Genomic DNA, 20,949 nt, shown 5'->3' with positions numbered 1-20,949 from the left:
ACCCAAACACCACAACACAAAACACGCCGAACGATCAGCTAGCAGGGAAACTCAGGCTAGGTTCGCTTGATGAGCCATCGGCCGCGGTCGATGGCTCATCAAGGAAGACTTCGTACGCGTGCCGGCGGTGGTCGGCGAAGAGCGTCAACGCACTCTCTCTGTTGCCAGCACGCAGGACCTGGGCAAGCTCGCGGTGCTCAGCTGGAATGTGTTCCAGATAGCCGGCGGCACTCCGGCCGACCCGCATCAGCAGAAAAAGGTGCACCTGGGAGCGGATCCCCTGCCAAGCCGCCCGCAGCCGATCGTGATGTGCCGCCGCGAAAACCGCGTCGTGGAAGGCGAGATCAAGGTCCAGCATCGCGTGTTTGTCCTCGGCGCGGGCCATCGCGGCCACCGTTTCCTCGATCGCCACGAGGTCGGCTTCGAACGCGTGGTCCATCAGTCGTCGTACGGCCAGATCCTCCAGTGCGCCGCGCAAGCTGTCGAGTTCGTCAGCGTCCACTGTGGACAGTGACGTGACGGTCGCACCGCGGTGCCACTCGTTGCGTACCAGTCCTTCGCGTTCCAGCCGCAACAGCGCCTCCCGTACGGGCCCCCGGCTGACCCGCAGAGCGCCGGCCAACTCCACTTCCCGCAAAGGTGTGCCGGGCGCATAGAGACCGCCGAAAATCGCGTCGCGGATGCGGTCCGCCACCTCGTCGGCCATGCCGCGCCGCCGGGCCGGAGCCAGTTGATCGCTCATGTCTTAATGTTAACATTACGACAACTCCCTCAACGGAAGGCGCGCCCGTGTCCCCACTCCCCCGCTTCCATCTGGCCGTGCCAGTCGACGACCTCGCCGCGGCCCGGCACTTCTACGGCGAGGTTCTCGGCTGCGAACAGGGCCGCAGCTCGGACCGGTGGATCGACTGGAACCTGCGCGGCCACCAGTTCGTCACGCACCTCGCGCCCGGACATGAGGCGCGGGCCGCGCACAACCCGGTGGACGGCCACGACGTACCGGTGCCGCATTTCGGGCTGTTGCTGACTGTCGAGGAATTCCACGTATTGGCCGACCGGCTCCGGGCCGCCGGCACCGCCTTCGTCATCGAGCCATATCTGCGATTCCAGGGCCAGCCGGGCGAACAGTGGACGATGTTCCTCACCGACCCGGCCGCAAACGCGATGGAATTCAAGGCATTCGCCGATGACGCCCAAGTTTTCGCTGTTTGAAAAAAAGAAGGAGACGAAGAATGCGGGTTGCCGCCGCGCAGGCTCGGCCGCACTGGCTCGACTCGGCCGCTACCACCGGGAAAGTGGTGGAGTGGATCGAGAATGCGGCCGCCGAGCAGGTCGAGCTGTTGACCTTTCCGGAGACCTTCCTGTCCGGCTACCCGTCGTGGCTGGAACACACCGGCGGGGCCCGTTTCGAAAACCTGGAACAGAAACGTGCGTACGCGGCCTATCTCGGTGCCGCCGTCGAAATGACCGGCCCTGAACTCGCCCTCATCACCGAAGCCGTACACGATCTCGGTGTTTTCGTTTACCTGGGCACCACAGAACGATCCGGCGGCACGATTTTCTGCACCCTGGTGGCCATCGACCCGGCCGCCGGCATCGTCAGCACCCATCGCAAGCTGATGCCCACGTACGAGGAGCGGCTGGTCTGGGGCATCGGCGACGGTCACGGCCTGCGTGTCCACCCGGTCGGACCGACCCGGGTGGGAGGCCTGAACTGCTGGGAAAACTGGATGCCACAGGCCCGCCACGCCCTCTATGCGCAGAGTGAAGAGTTGCACGTCAGCGTCTGGCCCGGCAATCCACACAACACGGCCGACCTGCCTCGGTTCATCGCCCGCGAAGGCCGGGTGTTCTGCCTGGCCGCGAACGGCCTGCTGTCGCTGGCCGATGTGCCCGCCGACTTTCCGTTGCGCACGGCGCTGGAAGCGGCGGAGTTGACCGACTACTGCCGCGGCGGCTCGGCCATCGCGGCACCGGACGGCACCTGGGTGGTCGAGCCGGTGGTCGACGAGGAACGCCTGGTCATCGCCGACCTGGACTTCACCCGGGTCCGCGAGGAACGCCAGAATTTCGACCCCACCGGCCACTACAGCCGGCCCGACGTCTTCTCCGTCGAGGTCGACCGCCGGCGCCGCATCCCCACCGCCTTTCGGGACTAGTGGCCTGCGCGAACCTGACGTTTCGGTAGTCGACCACCCGGAGTGTCGTCTACCGAAACGTCGAGCTCGCGGAGGTCAGCTGGCGGCTCGTACGGGCGAATCGGCGAACTGCGTGTGATACAGCTCGGCGTAGAGCCCGTCGGCTGCGACCAGCGACTCATGCGTGCCGCGCTCCACGATCTGGCCATGCTCCAACACCAGGATCTGGTCGGCGGACCGGACGGTGGACAGCCGGTGCGCGATGACCAGCGCCGTACGCCCGGCCAGCGCCTCGTCGAGCGCGCGCTGCACCGCCGCCTCACTCTCGGAGTCCAGGTGCGCGGTGGCCTCGTCCAGCACCACGATCGACGGGCCCTTCAGCAGCAGCCGAGCGATCGCGAGCCGCTGCTTCTCGCCGCCGGAGAGCCGGTAACCGCGGTCTCCCACCACCGTGTCGAGCCCATCCGGAAGCGACCGCACGAGCTCCCCGACCTGCGCGCGGTCCAGCGCGGACCACAGCTCGTCCTCGGTGGCGTCCGGCTTCGCGTAGACCAGGTTCACCTTGATCGTGTCGTGGAACAGGTGCGCGTCCTGGGTGACCACGCCGATCGCGCCGCGCAGCGACTCCTGCGTCCAGTCGCGTACGTCCGTGCCGGCCACCTTCACCGCGCCACCGGTCACGTCGTAGATCCGGGAAACCAGTTGGCTGATCGTCGTCTTGCCGGCGCCGGACGGGCCGACCAGGGCGATCAGCTGGCCGGGCTCGGCGGTGAACGACACCCCATGCAGCACGTCGCCGGCCGCCCGCCGGTCGGCGACCGCCAGGTCTTCCAGCGATGCCAACGAAACCTCGTCCGCGGACGGGTAGCGGAACCGCACGTCGTCGAAGACGATCGCCGGCTGGTCCGCCGGCAGCAGTGCCGGCAGGGTCTTCGCGTCCGGCCGGTCGGTGATCATCGGCGGCAGGTCAACGACCTCGAAGACACGCTCGAAGGACACCAACGCGCTCATCACGTCCACCTGCACGTTCGACAGCGCGGTGATCGGCCCGTAAAGCCTGGTCAGCAGCAGCGCGAGGGTGACCACCGTGCCGGCCGAGAGGGCGTTGGTCAGCGCCAGCCAACCACCCAGCCCGTACGTGGCGGCGCTGGCCACCGCGGTCAGCAGACCCAGCGCCACGAACAGGCCGCGGCTGTACATCGCGCTCTTGACGCCCATGTCCCGGACCTGCGCGGCGGTGTCGCCGAACTCCTTCGCCTCCGCCGTCGGCCGCCCGAAAAGCTTCACCAACAGCGCGCCCGAGACGTTGAACCGCTCGGTCATCGTCGAGTTCATGCTGGCGTTGAGCCGCGCGGTCTGCCGGGTGATGTCGGCGAGCTTGCGGCCCACCCATCGGGCCGGCAGCACGAAAACCGGCAGCAATACCAGCGCGGCCGCAGTGATCTGCCAGGACAGGGTCAGCATCGTACCGACCGTCAGGGCCAGCGCGATGACGTTGCTGACCACGCCGGACAGCACCGACGTGAACGCGCGCTGCGCGCCGATCACATCGTTGTTGAGCCGGCTGACCAACGCACCCGTCTGGGTGCGGGTGAAGAAGGCGATCGGCATCCGCTGCACGTGGTCGAAAACCGTCCGGCGCAGGTCCAGGATGATCCCCTCACCGATCCGCGCCGAATGCCACCGCTGCACCACCGACAGCCCCGCGTCGAACACCGCGAGCCCGGCGATCAGCGCCGCCAACCAGATCACCGTCGACACCGCGCCCTTCGCGGTGATCACGTTGATCACCCGCCCGGCCAGCACCGGAGTGGCCACCCCAATCGCCGCTGACACGGCCACCGTGAGCAGGAAGATCGTGATCTCCCAGCCGTACGGCCGCGCATATCTCATGATCCGCAGGGCGGTCCGCCGCCCTGGTCTTTTCTCTTTGGACAGCGTCTTTCGCCGCTCGGCGGACACCATCATCTGCCAACCGGACATCCCTGGATCTGACATCGACATCTCTATAACCCGTCTTCCCCTATGCTGGCGTCGGAACGCCGTCCTCGCCCAGCGCATTCCCAAGGTATGCGGCCGGTACGACAACAACGTCCCGTTCTGGTCCAGCATGCAACCTCAAGCAATGTTGAGGTCAAGGGCGCTTGGCCGGCTCCAGAGCCGCCGCCACCGCGTCCGCGAACCGCTCGGCAGCGCCTTGCGCATGCGCGAAGAACAGCGACGGCTCGGTCAGCTCAAGCTCCAACACCACCGGTCCGGTCGCGGTCGGAATGAGGTCCACCCGCGCGTACAAGAGCCGATCCGCTCCGCCCGGCACGGCCGCCAACACCCGCTCACCCATCGCCAACTCGGCCGCCGTCGGCTGGTGCGGGGTGATCTCCTCGGGCTGATAGAGCCCGTCGATCTGGCGTACCGGCCCGGCCAGCATCGCCGCTTTCTTCACCGAATGACTGAAGGAACCGCCGAAATACAGCAGCGCCGTCTCACCCTTGGTGTCCACATCGGACAGATACGGCTGCACCATCACGGTCCGCCGGGCCGCCAGCAGCCGGTTCGCATGCGCCCGCGCCTTGGCCACCAGCTCCGGGTCCTCGGCGTGGTATCGCCCGGTGTCCAGCGACCCCGCCCCCACCGACGGCTTCACCACGAACTCCCCCGCCGCCGGCAGCACGCTCGCGTCCCCCGGTTCGAGCCACGTCGTCGGCACCACCGACAGGCCAAGATTGGCCAGCTGCAACAAATACCGCTTGTCGGTGTTCCACCGTACGACGTCCGCCGGATTCACCAACCGCGGCACCGTCCCCACCCACTGGAGAAACTCGTCCCGCCGGCGTACGTAATCCCACACCGACCGCAGAACCACCAGCTGATACTTGTCCCAGTCGACCGATTTGTCATCCCAGACCACAATCTCGGTGTCGATGCCCCGCCGAGTCAGCGGATACAACACCTTCCGGTCGTCCGGATCCGCATCCGGCAACTCGGCACAGGTCACCAACGCCACCCGCGCGCGCCCCGCCATCATGTCCCCCTACGCTCAGCCGCCCACCGCTCGGCCAAACCCTACCGAGCCCGCCCCACGACCCACCCGCCCGCAGTCGAGCTTGCTAAGGCGCGGCGATGGGGCACCTTCGTTGTTGGCGTCAGACCAGGGCGTCCACGGTCATGGCGATCGACAGCAGCGTCAAATAGGTGATCGACACATGGAAAAGTCGCATCGGCCGGATCCGCTCTCCGCGGCTGACCTGAATGAACAGCCGGTGCGCGTCGATCAGGAACCAGCCACCCAGCGCGATCGCGACCAGGCCATAGATCCAGCTCATCCCGACAGCCCAGAGCGCCACCGAGGCCCCGACCATCGCCCACGAGTACACGACGATTTCGACCGCTACCCGCATCGGCTTGGCGACCACCGGCAGCATCGGTACGCCGGCGGCCGCGTAGTCCTCTTTGAAACGCATGGCCAGCGCCCAGAAATGCGGCATCTGCCAGAAAAAGACGATCCCGAAGAAGGCCCACGCCGACCACGAGAGGGTGCCGGTGACCGCTGCCCAACCGATCAGCACTGGAGCGGCACCGCAGATGCCGCCCCAAAAGGTGTTCTGAGCCGTACGTCGCTTCAGCAGCAACGTGTAGATCAGGACGTAATAGAGGTTCGCGCCAATCGACAGCGCGGTCGCGAGCGGGTTCGTGGTGAACCAGAGCAGAACGGCGGCGACCGCGCCGAGCACGAGACCGAAGATCAGCGCGCTGCGCGGCGAGATGAGCCCCTGCGGGAGCGGACGGCGGGACGTCCGCTTCATCAGCTGGTCGATGTCGCGGTCGATATAGCAGTTCAGGACGTTCGCGCTGCCGGCCGCCAGCGTGCCGCCGATCAGGGTGGCGAAAGCGGTGAACAGCGGCGGCACGCCGTGCGCGGCCATGAACATCGCCGGGACAGTGGTGATGAGGAGCAGTTCGATAATCCGCGGCTTGGTGAGCGCCACATAGCCGCGTACGACCGCGCCGAAGCCGCGGGCCACCGCGGGCTGGGCCTGGACTGAAGGGGTCTCGGCTGGGGGCCGAGCCGGATCGATGACCGCCGTCACGCGGGAGCCACCGCACCGCGAAGGGCAAGCGACCGCACTGGGCAGCTCATGGGCAACCTGGGCAGCATCGCCTCTCCCACTCATCGACCGTGTTCTACAGATCGTAGTACCGGGGTTCCGGCCGGTCCTTGCGGGGTGCCACCGACCAAGCGCCAACCACCCGCGCCGACGCGGGCGCCCACCGACGGACAGGACAACGCCGTCAGGTACGTACGAAATCCGGCCTCCTGATGCCCATCGGCGGCCATCGAAAGTCAAGCGCACGCCAAGAAAGCCCCGGATTTTGGTCGATTCGGAGGCCGTCGGTAACCCGTCAACCGCGCCGAAAAGAACAGCAGTCGACATGTGATTCAAGAGTCCGCCGTTGACCCGGCCCTGACCTGTCGAGTGTGGCGAACATCGGTAGGGTCGAAGACGACGTCTGAAACAGTGTTGACCCTTGTGAGCAGGAGCAATCGTGGCAGAAGCAGGATCGGGCAGCAGCCTGGGATGGACGGACCTCGACCGGCGCGCGGTGGACACCGCCCGGACCCTCGCGATGGACGCGGTGCAGAACACCGGCAACGGGCATCCGGGCACCGCGATGAGCCTCGCGCCGGCCGCATATCTGCTTTTCCAGCGCATCCTTCGGCACGATCCGACCGCCCCGGACTGGGCCGGTCGCGACCGGTTCGTGCTCTCGAACGGACACTCCAGCCTGACCCTTTACGTGCAGCTCTACCTGTCGGGATACGGCCTGGAGCTGGATGACCTCAAGCAGCTGCGCAAGTGGGGCAGCCTGACACCCGGTCACCCGGAGCACGGCCACACCAAGGGCGTCGAGACCACCACCGGCCCGCTCGGCCAGGGCGTCGGCAACGCGGTCGGGATGGCGATGGCGGCCCGCCGCGAACGCGGTCTCTTCGACCCGGACGCGGCTCCCGGCGAGAGCCTCTTCGACCACCAGATCTACGCGTTCTGCGGCGACGGTGACCTGGAAGAAGGCGTCAGCGCGGAGGCGTCGTCGCTGGCCGGCCACCAGCAGCTGGGCAACCTGACGCTGATCTACGACGACAACAAGATCTCCATCGAGGACGACACCAACATCGCGTTCAGCGAGGACGTGGCGAAGCGGTACGAGGCGTACGGCTGGCACATCCAGGTCGTCGACTGGACCGATGGCGGCAAGGGCTACCACGAGGACGTCGAGGCGCTAAACACCGCGATCGAGGCCGCGAAAGCCGAGACCAGCAAGCCGTCGTTCATCGTTCTCCGGACGATTATTGGCTGGCCAGCGCCAAAACTGCAGAACACCGGCAAGGCGCATGGCGCGGCGCTGGGCGAGGACGAGGTGGCCGCGACCAAGGAGGTTCTCGGCCTCGACCCGACCAAGTCCTTCGACGTGGCCGACGACGTCATCGCGCACAGCCGCGAGGTCGTCCAGCGCGGCCAGGCCGCGCATGCGCAATGGCAGCAGGCGTACGACAAATGGGCGGCGGCCAACCCGGAGCGCAAGGCGTTGCACGATCGGCTCGCCGCGCGCGCCCTTCCGGAGGGCTGGACGGACACACTTCCGCACTGGGATGTCGATCCGAAGGGTGTCGCGACCCGGGTCGCCTCCGGTGACGTGCTGTCCGCGATCGCGCCGGTGCTGCCGGAGCTGTGGGGCGGTTCGGCCGACCTCGCCGGCTCCAACAACACCACGCCCAAGGGCGAGCCGTCCTTCGTACCGGCCGAGCACCAGACCAAGATGTTCACCGGCGGCCCGTACGGCCGGGTGCTGCACTTCGGCATCCGCGAGCACGCTATGGGTTCGATCATGAACGGCATCACGCTGCACGGCGGCACCCGCGTCTACGGCGGCACGTTCCTGGTCTTCAGCGATTACATGCGCCCGGCGGTACGACTGGCCGCGCTGATGAAGCTGCCGGTCACGTACGTATGGACGCACGACTCCATCGGCCTCGGCGAGGACGGCCCGACGCACCAGCCGATCGAGCACCTGTCCGCGCTGCGGACCATCCCGGGCCTGGACGTCGTACGACCCGGCGACGCCAACGAGACGGCGTACGCCTGGCAGACCATCCTGGAGAACACCGACCGCCCAGCCGGCCTCGCGCTCACCCGGCAGAACGTGCCGACCCAGGAAGGCACGTCACTGGAAGGCGTCCGGCGCGGCGGGTACGTCTTGCAGGACGCCTCCAGCGGCCGGCCCGACGTGGTGCTGATCGCGTCCGGTTCGGAGTTGCAGCTGGCAGTCGAGGCGCGCAAGACGCTGGAGGCCGACGGCGTTAAAGCCCGTGTGGTGTCCATGCCGTGTCGTGAGTGGTTCGACGACCAGGACCAGACGTACCGAGACGACGTGATCCCGCATGACGTGCATGCCCGGGTCAGCGTCGAGGCGGGCATTTCGCAGAGCTGGTGGAAGGTCATCGGCGACGCCGGCCGGCACGTCGGCATCGAGCATTTCGGTGCCAGCGCTGACTACAAGACGCTTTACGAGCAGTTCGGCATCACCGCGGCAGCGGTTGTCCAGGCAGCGAAGGAAAGCATTCAGCAGGCCAGCAGTCGTTAATCATTCAACCGAAGATTCTGGGAGTGATGGCAGTGACAGAGAACAAGGGCGGTCCACTGGCCGAGCTGTCCGCCGCGGGGGTGGCGATCTGGCTCGACGACCTGGACCGCGGCCGGCTGCGGACCGGCGGTCTGGAAGCGCTGATGCACGACAAGCACGTCGTCGGGGTGACTACCAACCCGACGATTTTCGCCAAGGCGCTGGAACACGGCGACGAGTACGACGAGCAGACCCGCGATCTCGCGAGCCGCAAGGTGTCGATCGACGAGGCTGTACGCAGCATCACGACGTACGACGTGCGCTGGGCCGCTGACGTGCTGCGTCCGGCGTACGACGCCTCGAACGGCGCCGACGGCCGGGTGTCCATCGAGGTCGACCCGAGGCTCGCCCGGGACACCAAGAACACCGTGGCGGAGGCGAAAGCGCTGTGGTGGCTGGTCGATCGCGAAAATGCCTTCATCAAGATCCCGGCCACCCTGGAAGGTCTGCCGGCCATCACCGAGGCGCTCGCGGCCGGCATCAGCATCAACGTGACGCTGATCTTCTCGCTCGAGCGGTACGACGCGGTAGCCGAGGCTTTCCTGACCGGCATGGAAAAGGCCAAGGAAAACGGCCACGACCTGAGCAAGATCGAGTCGGTCGCGTCGTTCTTCGTGTCCCGGGTGGACACCGAGGTCGACAAGCGGCTCGACAAAATCGGCTCGGACGAGGCGAAAGCTCTTCGCGGCTCCGCGGCGATCGCGAACGCTCGACTCGCGTACCAGCATTACGAAAAGGCCTTCGGGTCGGATCGCTGGAAGGCCCTGGCCGCCGCCGGCGCCCACCCGCAGCGTCCGCTCTGGGCGTCGACCGGCGTGAAGGACCCAGCTTTCCCGGACACCCGCTATGTGGTCGAACTGGTGGCTCCAGGCGTCGTCAACACGATGCCCGAGGCGACCCTGGACGCGACCGCGGACCACGGCGAGATCAAGGGTGACACGGTCACCGGCGGGTACGAGGACGCGCAAGCCGCCCTCGACAAGCTGACCGCCGTCGGCATCGATCTCGACGATGTCGTCAAGGTCCTGGAGGACGAAGGCGTCGACAAGTTCGAGGTCTCTTGGAAGCAGCTGCTGGAGACCGTCGAGAAGCAGCTCGCCGGCGGTGCCGCGTGACCGGCTTCGGTGCTGAGCAAGGCAAAAAGCAGGACGACGAGGTCGGGAATGCGGCCGCCGGCGGCCTGCAGGTCGTCGGCGCGTACGACGTGGCCGGCGCCGCTGACGTGCTGGTCGCTTTCAAGGCCGACGACGTGGCAGCCAAGCTGTCCGCCGGCGACGACACGTTGTGGGGTCCGGATGCCCAGCCGGAGTCGTCCAAGCGCCTGGGCTGGCTGGACCTGGCGAGCGAGTCGCGCGCTTTGGTCGAGCCGCTGGCAAAACTCCGCGAGGAGCTGGTCGCCGAGGGCCTGGACCACATCGTGCTCGCCGGCATGGGCGGCTCGTCGCTGGCGCCCGAGGTCATCACCGAGACCGTCGGCAAGTCGCTGGTCACCCTCGACACCACCGACGCTGGCCAGGTTCGGGCCGCGCTGGCCGAGAATCTCGACCGTACGATCCTGGTCGTCTCTTCCAAGTCGGGCGGCACCGTCGAGACCGACAGTCACCGCCGCGCGTACGTGAAAGCGTTCGTCGACGCCGGACTTTCCGAGGCGGACGCGAACAAACGATTGGTCGTAGTCACCGATCCCGGTTCGCCGCTGGAAAAGTCGGCGAAAGAGGCCGGCGTACGAGCCGTCTTCCTGGCGAATCCGAATGTCGGCGGCCGCTATTCGGCGCTCACCGCTTTCGGCCTGGTGCCCAGCGCGTTGGCCGGCATCGACATTTCCGAGCTGCTGGACCAGGCCGAAGCCGTACGCGGCTCGCTGGCTGATCCAGACGGCCCGGCGGTCGCGCTCGGTGTTGCCCTTGGCGCCGCGTACAAAGCCGGTCGCGACAAGATCGTGATCGCCTCCGACGGCACCGGGCTGGTGGGTCTGGGCGACTGGGCCGAGCAGCTGCTCGCCGAGTCGACCGGCAAGGAAGGCAAGGGCATCCTGCCGGTCGCGGTCGAGTCCCCCACCGCCGCCGGGACCACAGGTGACGACGTGCTTGCCGTCACTGTCGGCGGTTCACTGCACGTCGGCGAGGCTGCCGGCGCCGGCCGCGATGTCGCGGTCAACGGCCCGCTCGGCGCGCAGTTCCTGGTCTGGGAGTTCGCCACCGCGCTGGCCGGCCGGGTGATCGGCATCAACCCCTTCGACCAGCCGGACGTGGAGGCCGCCAAGCAGGCCACCCGCGATCTGCTGGCCAACCCGGCCTCCGCGCAGTCCGACACCGAGCCGGTCTTCACCGACGGCCCGGTGCAGGTCTTCGGACCGGCCGAGCTGCTGGCCGGAGCGTCCACTGTGGACGATGCGATCGGCAAGGTTCTCGGCGCGCTCGGCGACCACGGTTACGTTGCCGTGCAAGCGTATTTGGACCGGCACGCCGACAAGAAGCTGGCGAGCGTACGCGACCCGTTGTCGAAGCGGTCCGGGCACGCGGTCACTTTTGGCTGGGGGCCACGGTTCCTGCACTCCACCGGGCAGTTCCACAAGGGTGGCACGCCAGTGGGTGTGTTCCTGCAGATCACCGGCGTGGTCGCCGACGATCTGGAGATCCCGAACCAGCCGTTCTCCTTTGGCACCCTGCAAAAGTCGCAGGCCGCCGGGGACGGCTCGGTGCTGGAAGGCCGCGGCCGACCGGTGTTCCGCTTCCACCTGACCGACCGTTCCGCCGGCATTGACCGGATCCTCAAAGCCGTGGAGTCCACCGGATGACCGATTCAGCACAGACGGCCGAGCGGCCGTCGCTCGACCCGCCGCCCGGCTGGGCGAACCCGCTGCGCGACCCGCGGGACCGTCGGCTGCCGCGCAGCGCCGGCCCCTGCGGGCTGGTGATCTTCGGGGTCACCGGAGACCTTGCCCGCAAGAAGCTCATGCCGGCCGTGTACGACCTCGCCAACCGGGGCCTCCTGCCGCCCGGCTTCGCACTGGTCGGGTTCGCTCGCCGCGACTGGGCGAAGCAGGATTTCGCGCAGATCGTGCACGACGCGGTGAAGGCGCATTCCCGTACGCCGTTCCGCGAGTCGGTCTGGAAGCAGCTGGCCGAGGGTTTCCGTTTCGTACCAGGCTCTTTCGACGACGACAACGCCTTCGACGAGCTGGCCCGTACGATCAAGGAGCTCGACGAGACCCGGGGCACCAACGGCAACCACGCGTTCTACCTGTCCATCCCGCCGAGCGCGTTCCCGGTGGTGTGCAAGCAACTCCACCGCTCCGGCCTGTCCGACCAGCTGCCCGGCGAGTGGCGCCGGGTGGTCATCGAGAAGCCGTTCGGGCACGACCTGAAGAGCGCTCGCGAGCTGAACAACGTCGTCGACGAGATCTTCCCGCCCGAGTCGGTCTTCCGGATCGACCACTACCTGGGCAAGGAGACCGTCCAGAACATCCTGGCGCTGCGCTTCGCCAACCAGATGTTCGAGCCGATCTGGAACGCCAACTACGTCGACCACGTGCAGATCACCATGGCCGAGGACATCGGCATCGGTGGCCGCGCCGGTTACTACGACGGCATCGGCGCTGCCCGGGACGTCATCCAGAACCACCTGCTGCAGCTGCTGGCGCTCACCGCAATGGAGGAGCCGGTCTCCTTCGACGCGAAGGATCTGCGCCAGGAGAAGGAAAAAGTCCTCTCCGCGGTACGCCTGCCGGCTGACCTGTCCCAGTCCACCGCGCGCGGCCAGTACGCGAACGGCTGGCAGGGCGGCGAGAAGGTCATCGGCTATTTGCAGGAAGACGGCATCTCCAAAAAGAGCATCACCGAGACGTACGCGGCCATCGAGCTCGAGATCGACACCCGGCGCTGGGCCGGGGTGCCGTTCTACCTGCGGACCGGCAAGCGGCTCGGTCGCCGCGTCACCGAGATCGCGGTGGTCTTCAAGCGCGCCCCGCACCTGCCTTTCGAGTCCACCGCGACCGAGGAGCTGGGGCAGAACGCGCTGGTCGTACGCGTGCAGCCGGACGAGGGCGTGACCATGCGGTTCGGCTCCAAGGTGCCGGGCACCTCGATGGAGGTCCGGGACGTCACGATGGACTTCGGCTACGGCGCGTCGTTCACCGAGGCGTCTCCGGAGGCGTACGAGCGGCTGATTTTGGACGTGCTGCTCGGCGATCCGCCGCTGTTCCCGCGGCACGAGGAGGTCGAGCTGTCCTGGAAGATCCTCGACCCGATCGAGGAGTTCTGGGCCCAGCAGGGCCAGCCCGACCCGTACACGTCCGGCACCTGGGGTCCGGCGTCCGCTGACGAGATGATGGCCCGCAACGGGCGTACCTGGAGGCGGCCGTGATCGTCACCCTGTCCGACACCACGTCGTCGGCGATCGACCACCGGCTCACCGAGATGCGGCACTCCGGCGGCGCGGTCGCGCTCGGCCGGGTGCTCACGCTGGTGGTCATCACCACCGCGGACGAGAGCGAGCCGGTCATCGCGGCGGCCAACGACGCGAGCCGGGAACACCCCTGCCGGGTCATCGTCGTACTGACCGGCGAAAAACGCGGGAAGTCGCGGATGGACGCGGAGATCCGTGTCGGCGGCGACGCCGGCGCGAGCGACGTGGTCGTCATGCGGATCTCCGGCGAGCTGGCCAGCCACGCCGACTCGGTGGTGCTGCCGCTGCTGCTGTCCGACGCCCCGGTGGTGGCGTACTGGCCGAGCGACCCGCCGGCCAACCTGGCGCAGGACCCGATCGGCAAGATCGCTACCCGGCGGATCACCGACGCGATGACCAGCAAGCGGCCGGTCACCGCGCTCGCCAAGCGCCGTGAGGGCTACAGCGAGGGCGACACCGACCTCGCCTGGACCCGGCTCACCCTGTGGCGGGCCGCGCTCGCCGCCGCGCTCGACCAGCCGCCGTACGACCAGGTCACCGAGGCAGTGGTCAGCGGAGAGGCGTCCAGCGCCTCCACCGAGCTGCTGGCCGGCTGGCTGGCGTACGCGCTGAAGTGCCCGGTCCGGCGCAAGACGAACAAGGGTCCGGGGATCGTCAGCGTACGGCTGGAGCGCGCGAGCGGCCCGGTCGTCCTGGAGCGCCCGGACGGCCTGACCGCGACCCTCGACCAGCCCAACCAACCGACCCGCCGGCTCGCGCTGGCCCGCCGGAAGCTGAACGAGTGCCTCGCCGAGGAGCTGCGCCGGCTCGACCCGGACGACGTTTACGCGGACACGTTGAACAAGGGCGTACCGTCCCTGGACGCCGACGCAAAAGCCACCGCCAAGGCGGCTCCGGCCAAGAAGTCGGCCGCCAAGAAGGCCACCGCCTAGGCGTGCGCCTGCGTGACAATCGGAATCCGATTGTCACGCAGGCGGCAGTGCGACGAGAGAGTGGGAGACAAGGATGACCACGGCCCCGTCCGTAGTAGTGCACCCGGACAAGGAAACGCTGGCGCAGGCGGTAGCGGCTCGGCTGATCACCAAGCTGGCCGACGCGCAGGCCGCCCGTGGTGAGGCCACCGCGGTGCTCACCGGCGGTACGGTCGGCACCGCGACCCTCGCGGCAGTGGCCGACTCCCCCGCCCGGGACTCGGTCGACTGGGGCCGGGTCAGCCTGTGGTGGGGCGACGAGCGGTTCGTACCGGACGGCGACCCGGAGCGCAACGACGAGCAGGCTCGGGAGGTCTTCCTGGAGAAGCTGCCGCTGGACCCCAAGCGCGTCCACCGCTATCCCACGAGCGACGGGCCGGACGGCGACGACGCGGCGGCCGCGGCCAGTCGGTACGCCGAAGACCTGATCGCGGACGGCGGCGGCAAGCTGCCGGTCTTCGATGTGCTCCTGCTCGGCGTGGGCGGTGAGGGCCACGTGGCGTCGATCTTCCCCGATTCGGAGGCGGGTCGTTCGCAGCGGACCGTGGTGGCCGTCCTCAACAGCCCGAAGCCGCCGCCGATCCGGCTGAGCCTGACGTTCCCGACCATCAACACCGCCGACGAGGTGTGGCTGGTGGTGGGCGGCCCGGACAAGGCCGAGGCGGTCGGCCGGGCCCTGTCCGGCGCCACCCTGACCGAGGTGCCGGCCGCTGGCGCGCACGGGCGTACCGCCACCCGCTGGCTGGTCGACGAAGCTGCCGCCGGCCAGATTCCCCGCTAGAAAAGCAAAAGAGGCGCTACCGGAACTCCGGTGGCGCCTCTTTTTTGGTTTGCTACTCCCCGCGACGCTCGCGGAGGCGGTTCAGCGCCTCGTCAAGAATCGCGGCACCGTCGGCGTCCGAGCGGCGCTCTCGCACGTACGCGAGATGCGTCTTGTACGGCTCGTTGCGCGGAGCCGCCGGCGGGTGCTCCTCGTCCTGGCCGGCCGGCAACCCGCACTGCGGGCAGTCCCACAGATCCGGCACCTCGATCTCCATGGAGAAGGCCGGTCGGGTGACATGACCGTTGGCGCAGTAGAAGCCGATGTGCCGCCTGGGGGCGGACTCACCGCGCTCTGCCTCCCCCATCGGTCCAGCCCCGACCCGAGTGCCCCGAATGGCGTTCCCACCAGCCACAGCATGCTCCTGTCTGGTCGCCGCTAAACGTATAGTCAACAGATGTTACGGGACCCGGAAACCGGCACGAGGCCAGGTTCTGCGAATCCACCGGAAGATCGTCCGTTATTGGCGGAATGTCCCGCCAGCAGCGGGAACTAGAGGTTGAACTTCAGCAGCAGCCCGAGCCCGATCGCGCAGACGAACCACAGGATCCCGACACCGATGGTGATCCGGTCCAGGTTCTTCTCCGCGATCGACGAGCCGGAGAGCTGCGAGCTGACACCGCCGCCAAACATGCTCGACAGGCCGCCGCCCTTGCCCTTGTGGAGCAGGACCAGCACGATCAGCAGCACGCTCGCGATGACGAGCACGATGGACAGGGCCAGGGTCATCTCAGCTGGAGCCTCTCTGTACTGACAGGATGGGCCACACGAGTGTGGCTGTGGTCAAGGATACGCGCTCGCTCCGACACGCCGACGGTGCCCGGCGATAAAACGCCGGACACCGTCGATGAGTCGAGCTAGGACAGCCGGACCTTCGGGTCGATCACGCCGTAGAGCAGGTCGACGATCAGGTTCAGGAACACGATGAACGCCGCCGCGAGCAGTGTCACCGCGGTGATTACCGGGAAGTCGAGGTTGTTGACCGCGTCCACGATCAGGAACCCGAGTCCCTGGATGTTGAAGACCTTCTCGGTGATGATGGCGCCACCGAGCAGCGCACCAATATCCAGGCCGGCGATCGTCACCAGCGGCGTCAGCGCGGCCCGCAGGGCATGCTTCACCACGACTCTGCGTTCTCGCAGACCCTTGGCTCGGGCCGTACGGATGTAGTCCTCGTTCAGGGTTTCCAGCATGTTCGCCCGAGTCAGCCGGGCATAGATCGCCGCGTTCGCGATCGCCAGCACGAAAGCGGGCAGGAACATCGCCTGCAGGAAGAACCACGGTTGACTGAACGGCGAGAAGTAGTCCGGGCGGATCGGCCAGTATCCCTGGTCGACAACGAACTTCTGAATCGTCAGACCGGTGAAGAACGTCGGCAGCGAGACACCCGCGAGGGCCAGCACCATCACCACGCGGTCCATCAGACTTCGGGGCTTCAGAGCGGAAACAATGCCGGCGCCGACGCCCATCAGAATCCAGAGAATGGCCGCGTACAGGGTTAGTGACACTGTTACCGGAAGTTTTGGTCCTATCAGGTCGTTCACGCCGGTATCTCGGGCGAACGAGTAGCCCAGACAGGGTGCAGCGCAGTTGTAGCTTTCGGGGGTCGCCGCCCCGACCGATGGGCACCCGATGAAGTCCTTCGGACCCGTCATGTTGGCGTAATGCCGCTCAGTCACCAGGCCCTTGACGAAACGCAGGTACTGGCACTGGATCGGGATGTCCAGCTCCAGCTTGTGCCGCGCGCCGGCCAGGTTCTGCGGAGTGCACTGCTTCGAGCAGGAGACGGCAGCCGGGTCGGTCGGGATCGCGTAGAACAACCCGTAGCAAACCACCGACAGCACGAAAAGCGTCAACACCGCCAGGAGCAGGCGCCGGAGAATGTAGCGAATCATCGTGGTCTTCCTGGTCAACGGCCGGTGGGTCGGCCTCGGTCACCGTCTCATCTGGACGGCCTCGACTGGGGACGGTGCGAGAAAACCTTCGCTGACCAGAGGTGGTGCGCCGGCCGGTGAGCCGGCGCACCACATCGTGGCCGTTTGTCGAGATTTCTACTGTGAGACACCGATATTCAGCAGGCTGACATCGGAGTACTCGGAGTGCAGGTGCGCACCGGTGACCTTGGAGCCCACCAGGTACACGGCCTTCTCATACCGGAGCGGGATGGTCGCGCCGGTCTGCTGAATCGCGATGTCCAGGTCGCCCCACTGCGGCTGCTGGGCATCGGAGTCGGGGTTCTTGGCGATCGAGTAGATCTTGCTGTTGATCGCCGGGTCGTTTAGCTGGGAGTAGTTCTGGTTGCCTTCCGGGATGATCTGCGCGCCATCGAACAGCGGCGGGATCACGGTGGAAGCCGACGGCCAGTCAGCACCCCAACCCACGTACACCAGCTCGTCCTCGACCGCCGGCTTGCCGACGGTGGTGTAGTACTGCTTACGCGGGATCGGGTTGGCGGTCACGGTGATGCCGGCCCGGGCGAACCCGTCCTTCACCGCGGCGGCCAGCCGGTCACCGGTCGGGGTCTGCGAGTAGTCGAACTTGATGTTCTTCTGGCAGGTCGGCGACTGCGCGAGCAGCTGCTTGGCCATCGCCGGGTCACCCTCGGGCTTGCTGCCCAGGTTGTACGGGTCGGCCTTCTTGTACGCCTTCAGGGTCGGCGCGATGATGCTCGTCGCGATGTCACCGAAGGCCGGGCCACCGAACGCGGTGAGCGCGGTCTGCTTGTTCATCGCGTAGTTGTAGGCCTGCCGGCACTTCTGGTCCGGGACCTTCTTGGTGTTGACCGCGATATACCAGGTGAAGCCGTCGAGGCCGACGACCGAACGGGCCTTCAGCTTCGGGTCGTTCAACACCTGCTGAGCCTGCTGCGCGGTGACCTGGGTGTTGCCGAAGGTCATCGTCGCCTGGTCAGCGCCCTTGTCCTGGATCAGCCGGTCGGTGATGACCGAGGCGTCCAGACCGAACTTGAAGTCGAACTCGTCCGGCAGGTTCTTCCGAACCTTGTCCAGGCTCTGGTCCCAGTACTTGTTGCGAACCAGCGTGAGCGACTGGTCGCGCACGTGGGACTTGATCATGTACGGGCCGTACGAGAACGGCTGGTCGTCGTACTTCTCCTTGGTGTCCTTGTCTTTACGGACGGCCGCGAAGATACCCATCGATACGGTGTAGTTGAAGTCAGGCACACCCTGAGCCAACTTGTACGTGATGGTGTCGCCCTTGCAGGTGACCGACGGCAGGCCGTTCGGGTCAAGGTAAACGCCCTTGTAGTTCTTACCACCCAGCAAGTACTGCTTCTGGTACTGCGGGCCGTCGGTGAGGATGTCCGAGAAGGACCGCTTCACGCCGTACAGGAAGTCCTCACAGGTGACCTCTTTGCCGTCCTGCCACTTCAGGTTCTGGCGAATCGTGAAGGACCAGACGCTGGCGTCGGCGTTCTTCGTACCGGTGTCGGTGGCCGCGTCGCCCGCGATCGCCGTACCGGCCACGCCGGCCGCGTTGACATAAGAGGTCAAGGTGGGCGCATAGAGCACTGCGACATGCTGCTGCGAGGCCACGTAGTTACGCGCCGGGTCCAAGTGCTCGAAGTCGGACTGGTCCAGCAACGTCAGCGTGCCGCCCTTGTGGTCAGCACCGCCGCTTCCCCCGGAACTCCCGGAATCTGGAGTGCCACAGGCGGTCGTCAAAATCGCGACCGCGGCACCGACCGCGAGCCATCTCACGGCTCGGTTTCTGCTGAGCGTCATGCGCTCCCTACCCTTCCTGCATCCCTCATTGGATTCCCCCAAGAGTGCGACGGCCGGACTGCCGCCGGTGTTTCCAGACGCCGAGAACTCAGTGGCTGGACCTCGGGTCGAGTGCGTCGCGCAGCCCGTCCCCAAAGATGTTGAACCCGAGCACGATCAGGAAAAGCACCAGGCCCGGGAGGAAGAAATACGACGGTACGACTGTCGACCAGCTGACCGCGTCCTGAAGAATGACGCCCAGCGAGGCGGTCGGTGTCACGAACCCGACGCCCAGGTAGGCCAGCGACGCCTCGACGGTGATGTAGACCGGGATGATCAGGCTGGTGAAGACGATGATCGGGGCCCACAGGTTCGGCAGGATCTGCCGGAACAGAATGTGGCCGCCACTCGCGCCCACCGTACGGGCCGCGTCAACGAACTCGCGCTCTCGCAGCGACAGCACCTGGCCACGGATGACGCGGGTGAAGTAAGGCCAGCCGAACACCGAGATGACCATCACCAGGATGAGGCCGCGCCAGAACGGCGAGGTCGAGTCGATGCCGAACGAATTCAGCCGGTTCGCGATCAGCGGGGTGAGCGCGATCAGGAACAGCAGCTGCGGGAAGCCCAGCAGCACGTCCACGATCCGGCTGATCAGGCTGTCCACCCAGCCCCCGAAATAGCCGGCGGCGATGCCGGTGACCACGCCGACGCCGACCGCGACGATCGCCGAAACGACGGACACGATCAGCGAGGTGGCGACCCCGTACAGCAACCGGGCCATCAAGTCGCGGCCGGTGGACGGCTCAACGCCCAGCCAGTGGTGTGCGGAAATGCCGCCGATCGGGCCGATCGGCAAACCTGCCGACGTGACCGAGCTGGCGTCGAAGGTGAACGGGTCGACACCGGCGATCAGGTCCAGCAACGGACGCAGGAGCGCCAACAGCACAAAGAAGAGCACCAGGCCGACGCCGAACATCGCGGCCTTGTCGCGGCGCAACCGCCGCAATGCGATCTGCCACAGGGAACGACCCCGAATCTCGGCGCCGGACTCCTGCGGCACCATCTCCGGAGTGTGGCCGAGTTCGGTTTCGCCAACCGATTGCGTCATGGACTCCGTCTGCCTTTCGGTAACTGATGGCCGGTACGCGGCGTGGCCCGACAACCACGAACCGGCTGGACTCTAATGCCGTCGAGCATGCCCGCGTGCGGAAAACGCCAACCCCGACGCAGAATCGTGACCTACTAGTAATAAAGCCGGACCAGCGGGGTCGGATCCAAGTATTGGGTTCAGACCTTTTGGGTGCATATAAAGGCGGGCCCACCTGCGATAACAGGTGGGCCCTCTGGTTGCGCCAGCTATCGAATGGTTACGCTGTCACATGCTCACGGAACCGGCAAATCCGGGCGAACTCCTCCGGATCCAGGCTGGCGCCGCCAACAAGCGCGCCGTCGACGTCCGCTTCGGCCATAATTCCAGCCACATTTGATGATTTAACCGAGCCGCCATAGAGGATACGAATGCCTTTCGCGACATCCACGTCGTACAACTCCTCAATGGTGGCCCGTAGAACCGCGCACACTTCCTGAGCATCCGCCGCGGTGGCCACTTCGCCGGTGCCGATCGCCCAGACCGGTTCGTACGCGATGACAAGGTCGACCGGCGCGCGGTCGCCCTTCGGGTCGCTGCCCAGGATGGTCTCCGCCTTCACACCGGCCAGTGCCGCCCGCAGTTGGAGCGTGCAGTGCTCGACATGACCATTCTCTTTCCGCACCAACAGGCCCTCGCCGACGCACAGAATCGGTGCGATGCCGTGCTTTCGGGCCACTTTGACCTTCGCGTTGACGACGTCGTCGGTCTCGGCGTGATGCTGTCTGCGCTCGGAGTGGCCGATCACCACGTACTGGCAGCCGAGCTTGGCCAACATCGGACCACTGACATCGCCGGTATACGCACCGGAATCGTGCGGCGACAGATCCTGCGCTCCATAACCGAGCAACAGCCGGTCGCCGCCAATCAGCGTCTGCACGCTGCGAAGGTCGGTGAAGGGTGGCAGCACGACCACCTCGACGTCGGTCAACTGCTCCTCGGAGAGGCTGAACGCGATCTTCTGCGTCACCGAGATGGCCTCAAGGTGGTTGAGGTTCATCTTCCAGTTGCCGGCGATCAACGGCCGGCGACCGGTGGTGGCCGCCTTGGTACGGGCCAT

The 20,949-nt window shown here is 66.7% G+C and carries 18 protein-coding genes; 8 read left to right on the top strand and 10 right to left on the bottom strand.

The window, feature by feature from the left end; all coding sequences use genetic code 11:
• Positions 1-34: 34 nt before the first annotated feature.
• Positions 35-742: a GntR family transcriptional regulator gene (locus tag ABD301_RS35085; protein ID WP_163567140.1), complete on the bottom strand. Its 708-nt coding sequence runs from the start codon at positions 740-742 to the stop codon at positions 35-37.
• A gap of 47 nt (positions 743-789) precedes the next feature.
• On the opposite strand from ABD301_RS35085, the gene ABD301_RS35080 reads away from it, so the two are divergent.
• A complete protein-coding gene (locus ABD301_RS35080) occupies positions 790-1,212 on the top strand; it encodes a VOC family protein (RefSeq protein ID WP_163567141.1) in 423 nt (140 codons plus the stop codon).
• 20 nt (positions 1,213-1,232) lie between these two features.
• Positions 1,233-2,159, top strand: coding sequence for a carbon-nitrogen hydrolase family protein (locus ABD301_RS35075; protein ID WP_344314467.1), 927 nt, complete (start codon positions 1,233-1,235; stop codon positions 2,157-2,159).
• 75 nt (positions 2,160-2,234) lie between these two features.
• On the opposite strand, the gene ABD301_RS35070 is transcribed toward ABD301_RS35075, so the two are convergent.
• The 3 genes from ABD301_RS35070 to ABD301_RS35060 form a co-directional block, all read right to left on the bottom strand.
• Positions 2,235-4,142, bottom strand: a complete 1,908-nt coding sequence (locus ABD301_RS35070; RefSeq protein WP_344314466.1) for an ABC transporter ATP-binding protein — start codon at positions 4,140-4,142, stop codon at positions 2,235-2,237.
• A 130-nt stretch (positions 4,143-4,272) separates the two neighbouring features.
• Positions 4,273-5,163: an ATP-grasp domain-containing protein gene (locus ABD301_RS35065; protein WP_344314465.1), complete on the bottom strand. Its 891-nt coding sequence runs from the start codon at positions 5,161-5,163 to the stop codon at positions 4,273-4,275.
• A gap of 118 nt (positions 5,164-5,281) precedes the next feature.
• Complete coding sequence (locus ABD301_RS35060) at positions 5,282-6,226, bottom strand: heme o synthase (protein WP_279579346.1); 945 nt, start codon at positions 6,224-6,226, stop codon at positions 5,282-5,284.
• 457 nt (positions 6,227-6,683) lie between these two features.
• Here ABD301_RS35060 and tkt point away from each other — a divergent pair, with 457 nt between their 5' ends.
• The 6 genes from tkt to pgl all read left to right on the top strand — a co-directional run bounded on the left by tkt (position 6,684) and on the right by pgl (position 14,978).
• The gene (gene tkt / locus ABD301_RS35055; protein ID WP_344314464.1) at positions 6,684-8,780 is read left to right on the top strand and encodes a transketolase; all 2,097 of its coding nucleotides are present in this window, start codon (positions 6,684-6,686) and stop codon (positions 8,778-8,780) included.
• Between the two features lie 26 nt (positions 8,781-8,806).
• Positions 8,807-9,934: a transaldolase gene (tal, locus tag ABD301_RS35050; protein ID WP_344314463.1), complete on the top strand. Its 1,128-nt coding sequence runs from the start codon at positions 8,807-8,809 to the stop codon at positions 9,932-9,934.
• The gene (locus ABD301_RS35045) at positions 9,931-11,616 is read left to right on the top strand and encodes a glucose-6-phosphate isomerase (RefSeq protein WP_344314461.1); all 1,686 of its coding nucleotides are present in this window, start codon (positions 9,931-9,933) and stop codon (positions 11,614-11,616) included. The genes tal and ABD301_RS35045 overlap by 4 nt, the downstream gene beginning before the upstream one ends.
• Complete coding sequence (zwf, locus tag ABD301_RS35040) at positions 11,613-13,184, top strand: glucose-6-phosphate dehydrogenase (RefSeq protein ID WP_344314460.1); 1,572 nt, start codon at positions 11,613-11,615, stop codon at positions 13,182-13,184. Before ABD301_RS35045 ends, zwf begins: the two co-directional genes overlap by 4 nt.
• Positions 13,181-14,158: a glucose-6-phosphate dehydrogenase assembly protein OpcA gene (gene opcA / locus ABD301_RS35035; RefSeq protein WP_163567145.1), complete on the top strand. Its 978-nt coding sequence runs from the start codon at positions 13,181-13,183 to the stop codon at positions 14,156-14,158. The genes zwf and opcA overlap by 4 nt, the downstream gene beginning before the upstream one ends.
• Positions 14,159-14,231: 73 nt before the next feature.
• On the top strand, positions 14,232-14,978 hold the full coding sequence (pgl, locus tag ABD301_RS35030; protein ID WP_344314459.1) for a 6-phosphogluconolactonase: 747 nt from the start codon (positions 14,232-14,234) through the stop codon (positions 14,976-14,978).
• Between the two features lie 52 nt (positions 14,979-15,030).
• Here the strand turns inward: pgl and ABD301_RS35025 are convergent, their stop codons facing one another.
• The 6 genes from ABD301_RS35025 to tpiA form a co-directional block, all read right to left on the bottom strand.
• On the bottom strand, positions 15,031-15,372 hold the full coding sequence (locus ABD301_RS35025; protein WP_163567146.1) for an RNA polymerase-binding protein RbpA: 342 nt from the start codon (positions 15,370-15,372) through the stop codon (positions 15,031-15,033).
• A 137-nt stretch (positions 15,373-15,509) separates the two neighbouring features.
• Positions 15,510-15,746, bottom strand: coding sequence for a preprotein translocase subunit SecG (secG, locus tag ABD301_RS35020; RefSeq protein WP_344314458.1), 237 nt, complete (start codon positions 15,744-15,746; stop codon positions 15,510-15,512).
• A 128-nt stretch (positions 15,747-15,874) separates the two neighbouring features.
• On the bottom strand, positions 15,875-16,912 hold the full coding sequence (locus ABD301_RS35015; protein WP_163567148.1) for an ABC transporter permease subunit: 1,038 nt from the start codon (positions 16,910-16,912) through the stop codon (positions 15,875-15,877).
• A 156-nt stretch (positions 16,913-17,068) separates the two neighbouring features.
• Positions 17,069-18,760, bottom strand: coding sequence for an ABC transporter substrate-binding protein (locus tag ABD301_RS35010; protein WP_344314457.1), 1,692 nt, complete (start codon positions 18,758-18,760; stop codon positions 17,069-17,071).
• 88 nt (positions 18,761-18,848) lie between these two features.
• Positions 18,849-19,850 (bottom strand): ABC transporter permease, encoded by a 1,002-nt coding sequence (locus ABD301_RS35005; RefSeq protein WP_163567151.1) that lies wholly within the window; start codon positions 19,848-19,850, stop codon positions 18,849-18,851.
• Between the two features lie 259 nt (positions 19,851-20,109).
• A complete protein-coding gene (tpiA, locus tag ABD301_RS35000; RefSeq protein ID WP_344314456.1) occupies positions 20,110-20,949 on the bottom strand; it encodes a triose-phosphate isomerase in 840 nt (279 codons plus the stop codon).

It is taken from the genome of Fodinicola feengrottensis (genome assembly GCF_039530045.1).
In the GTDB taxonomy this organism is placed as follows: Bacteria; Actinomycetota; Actinomycetes; order Mycobacteriales; family HKI-0501; genus Fodinicola; species Fodinicola feengrottensis.
The sequence above is the reverse complement of the archived record's forward strand: the minus strand, read 5'-3'. Positions and strand labels throughout refer to the sequence as shown.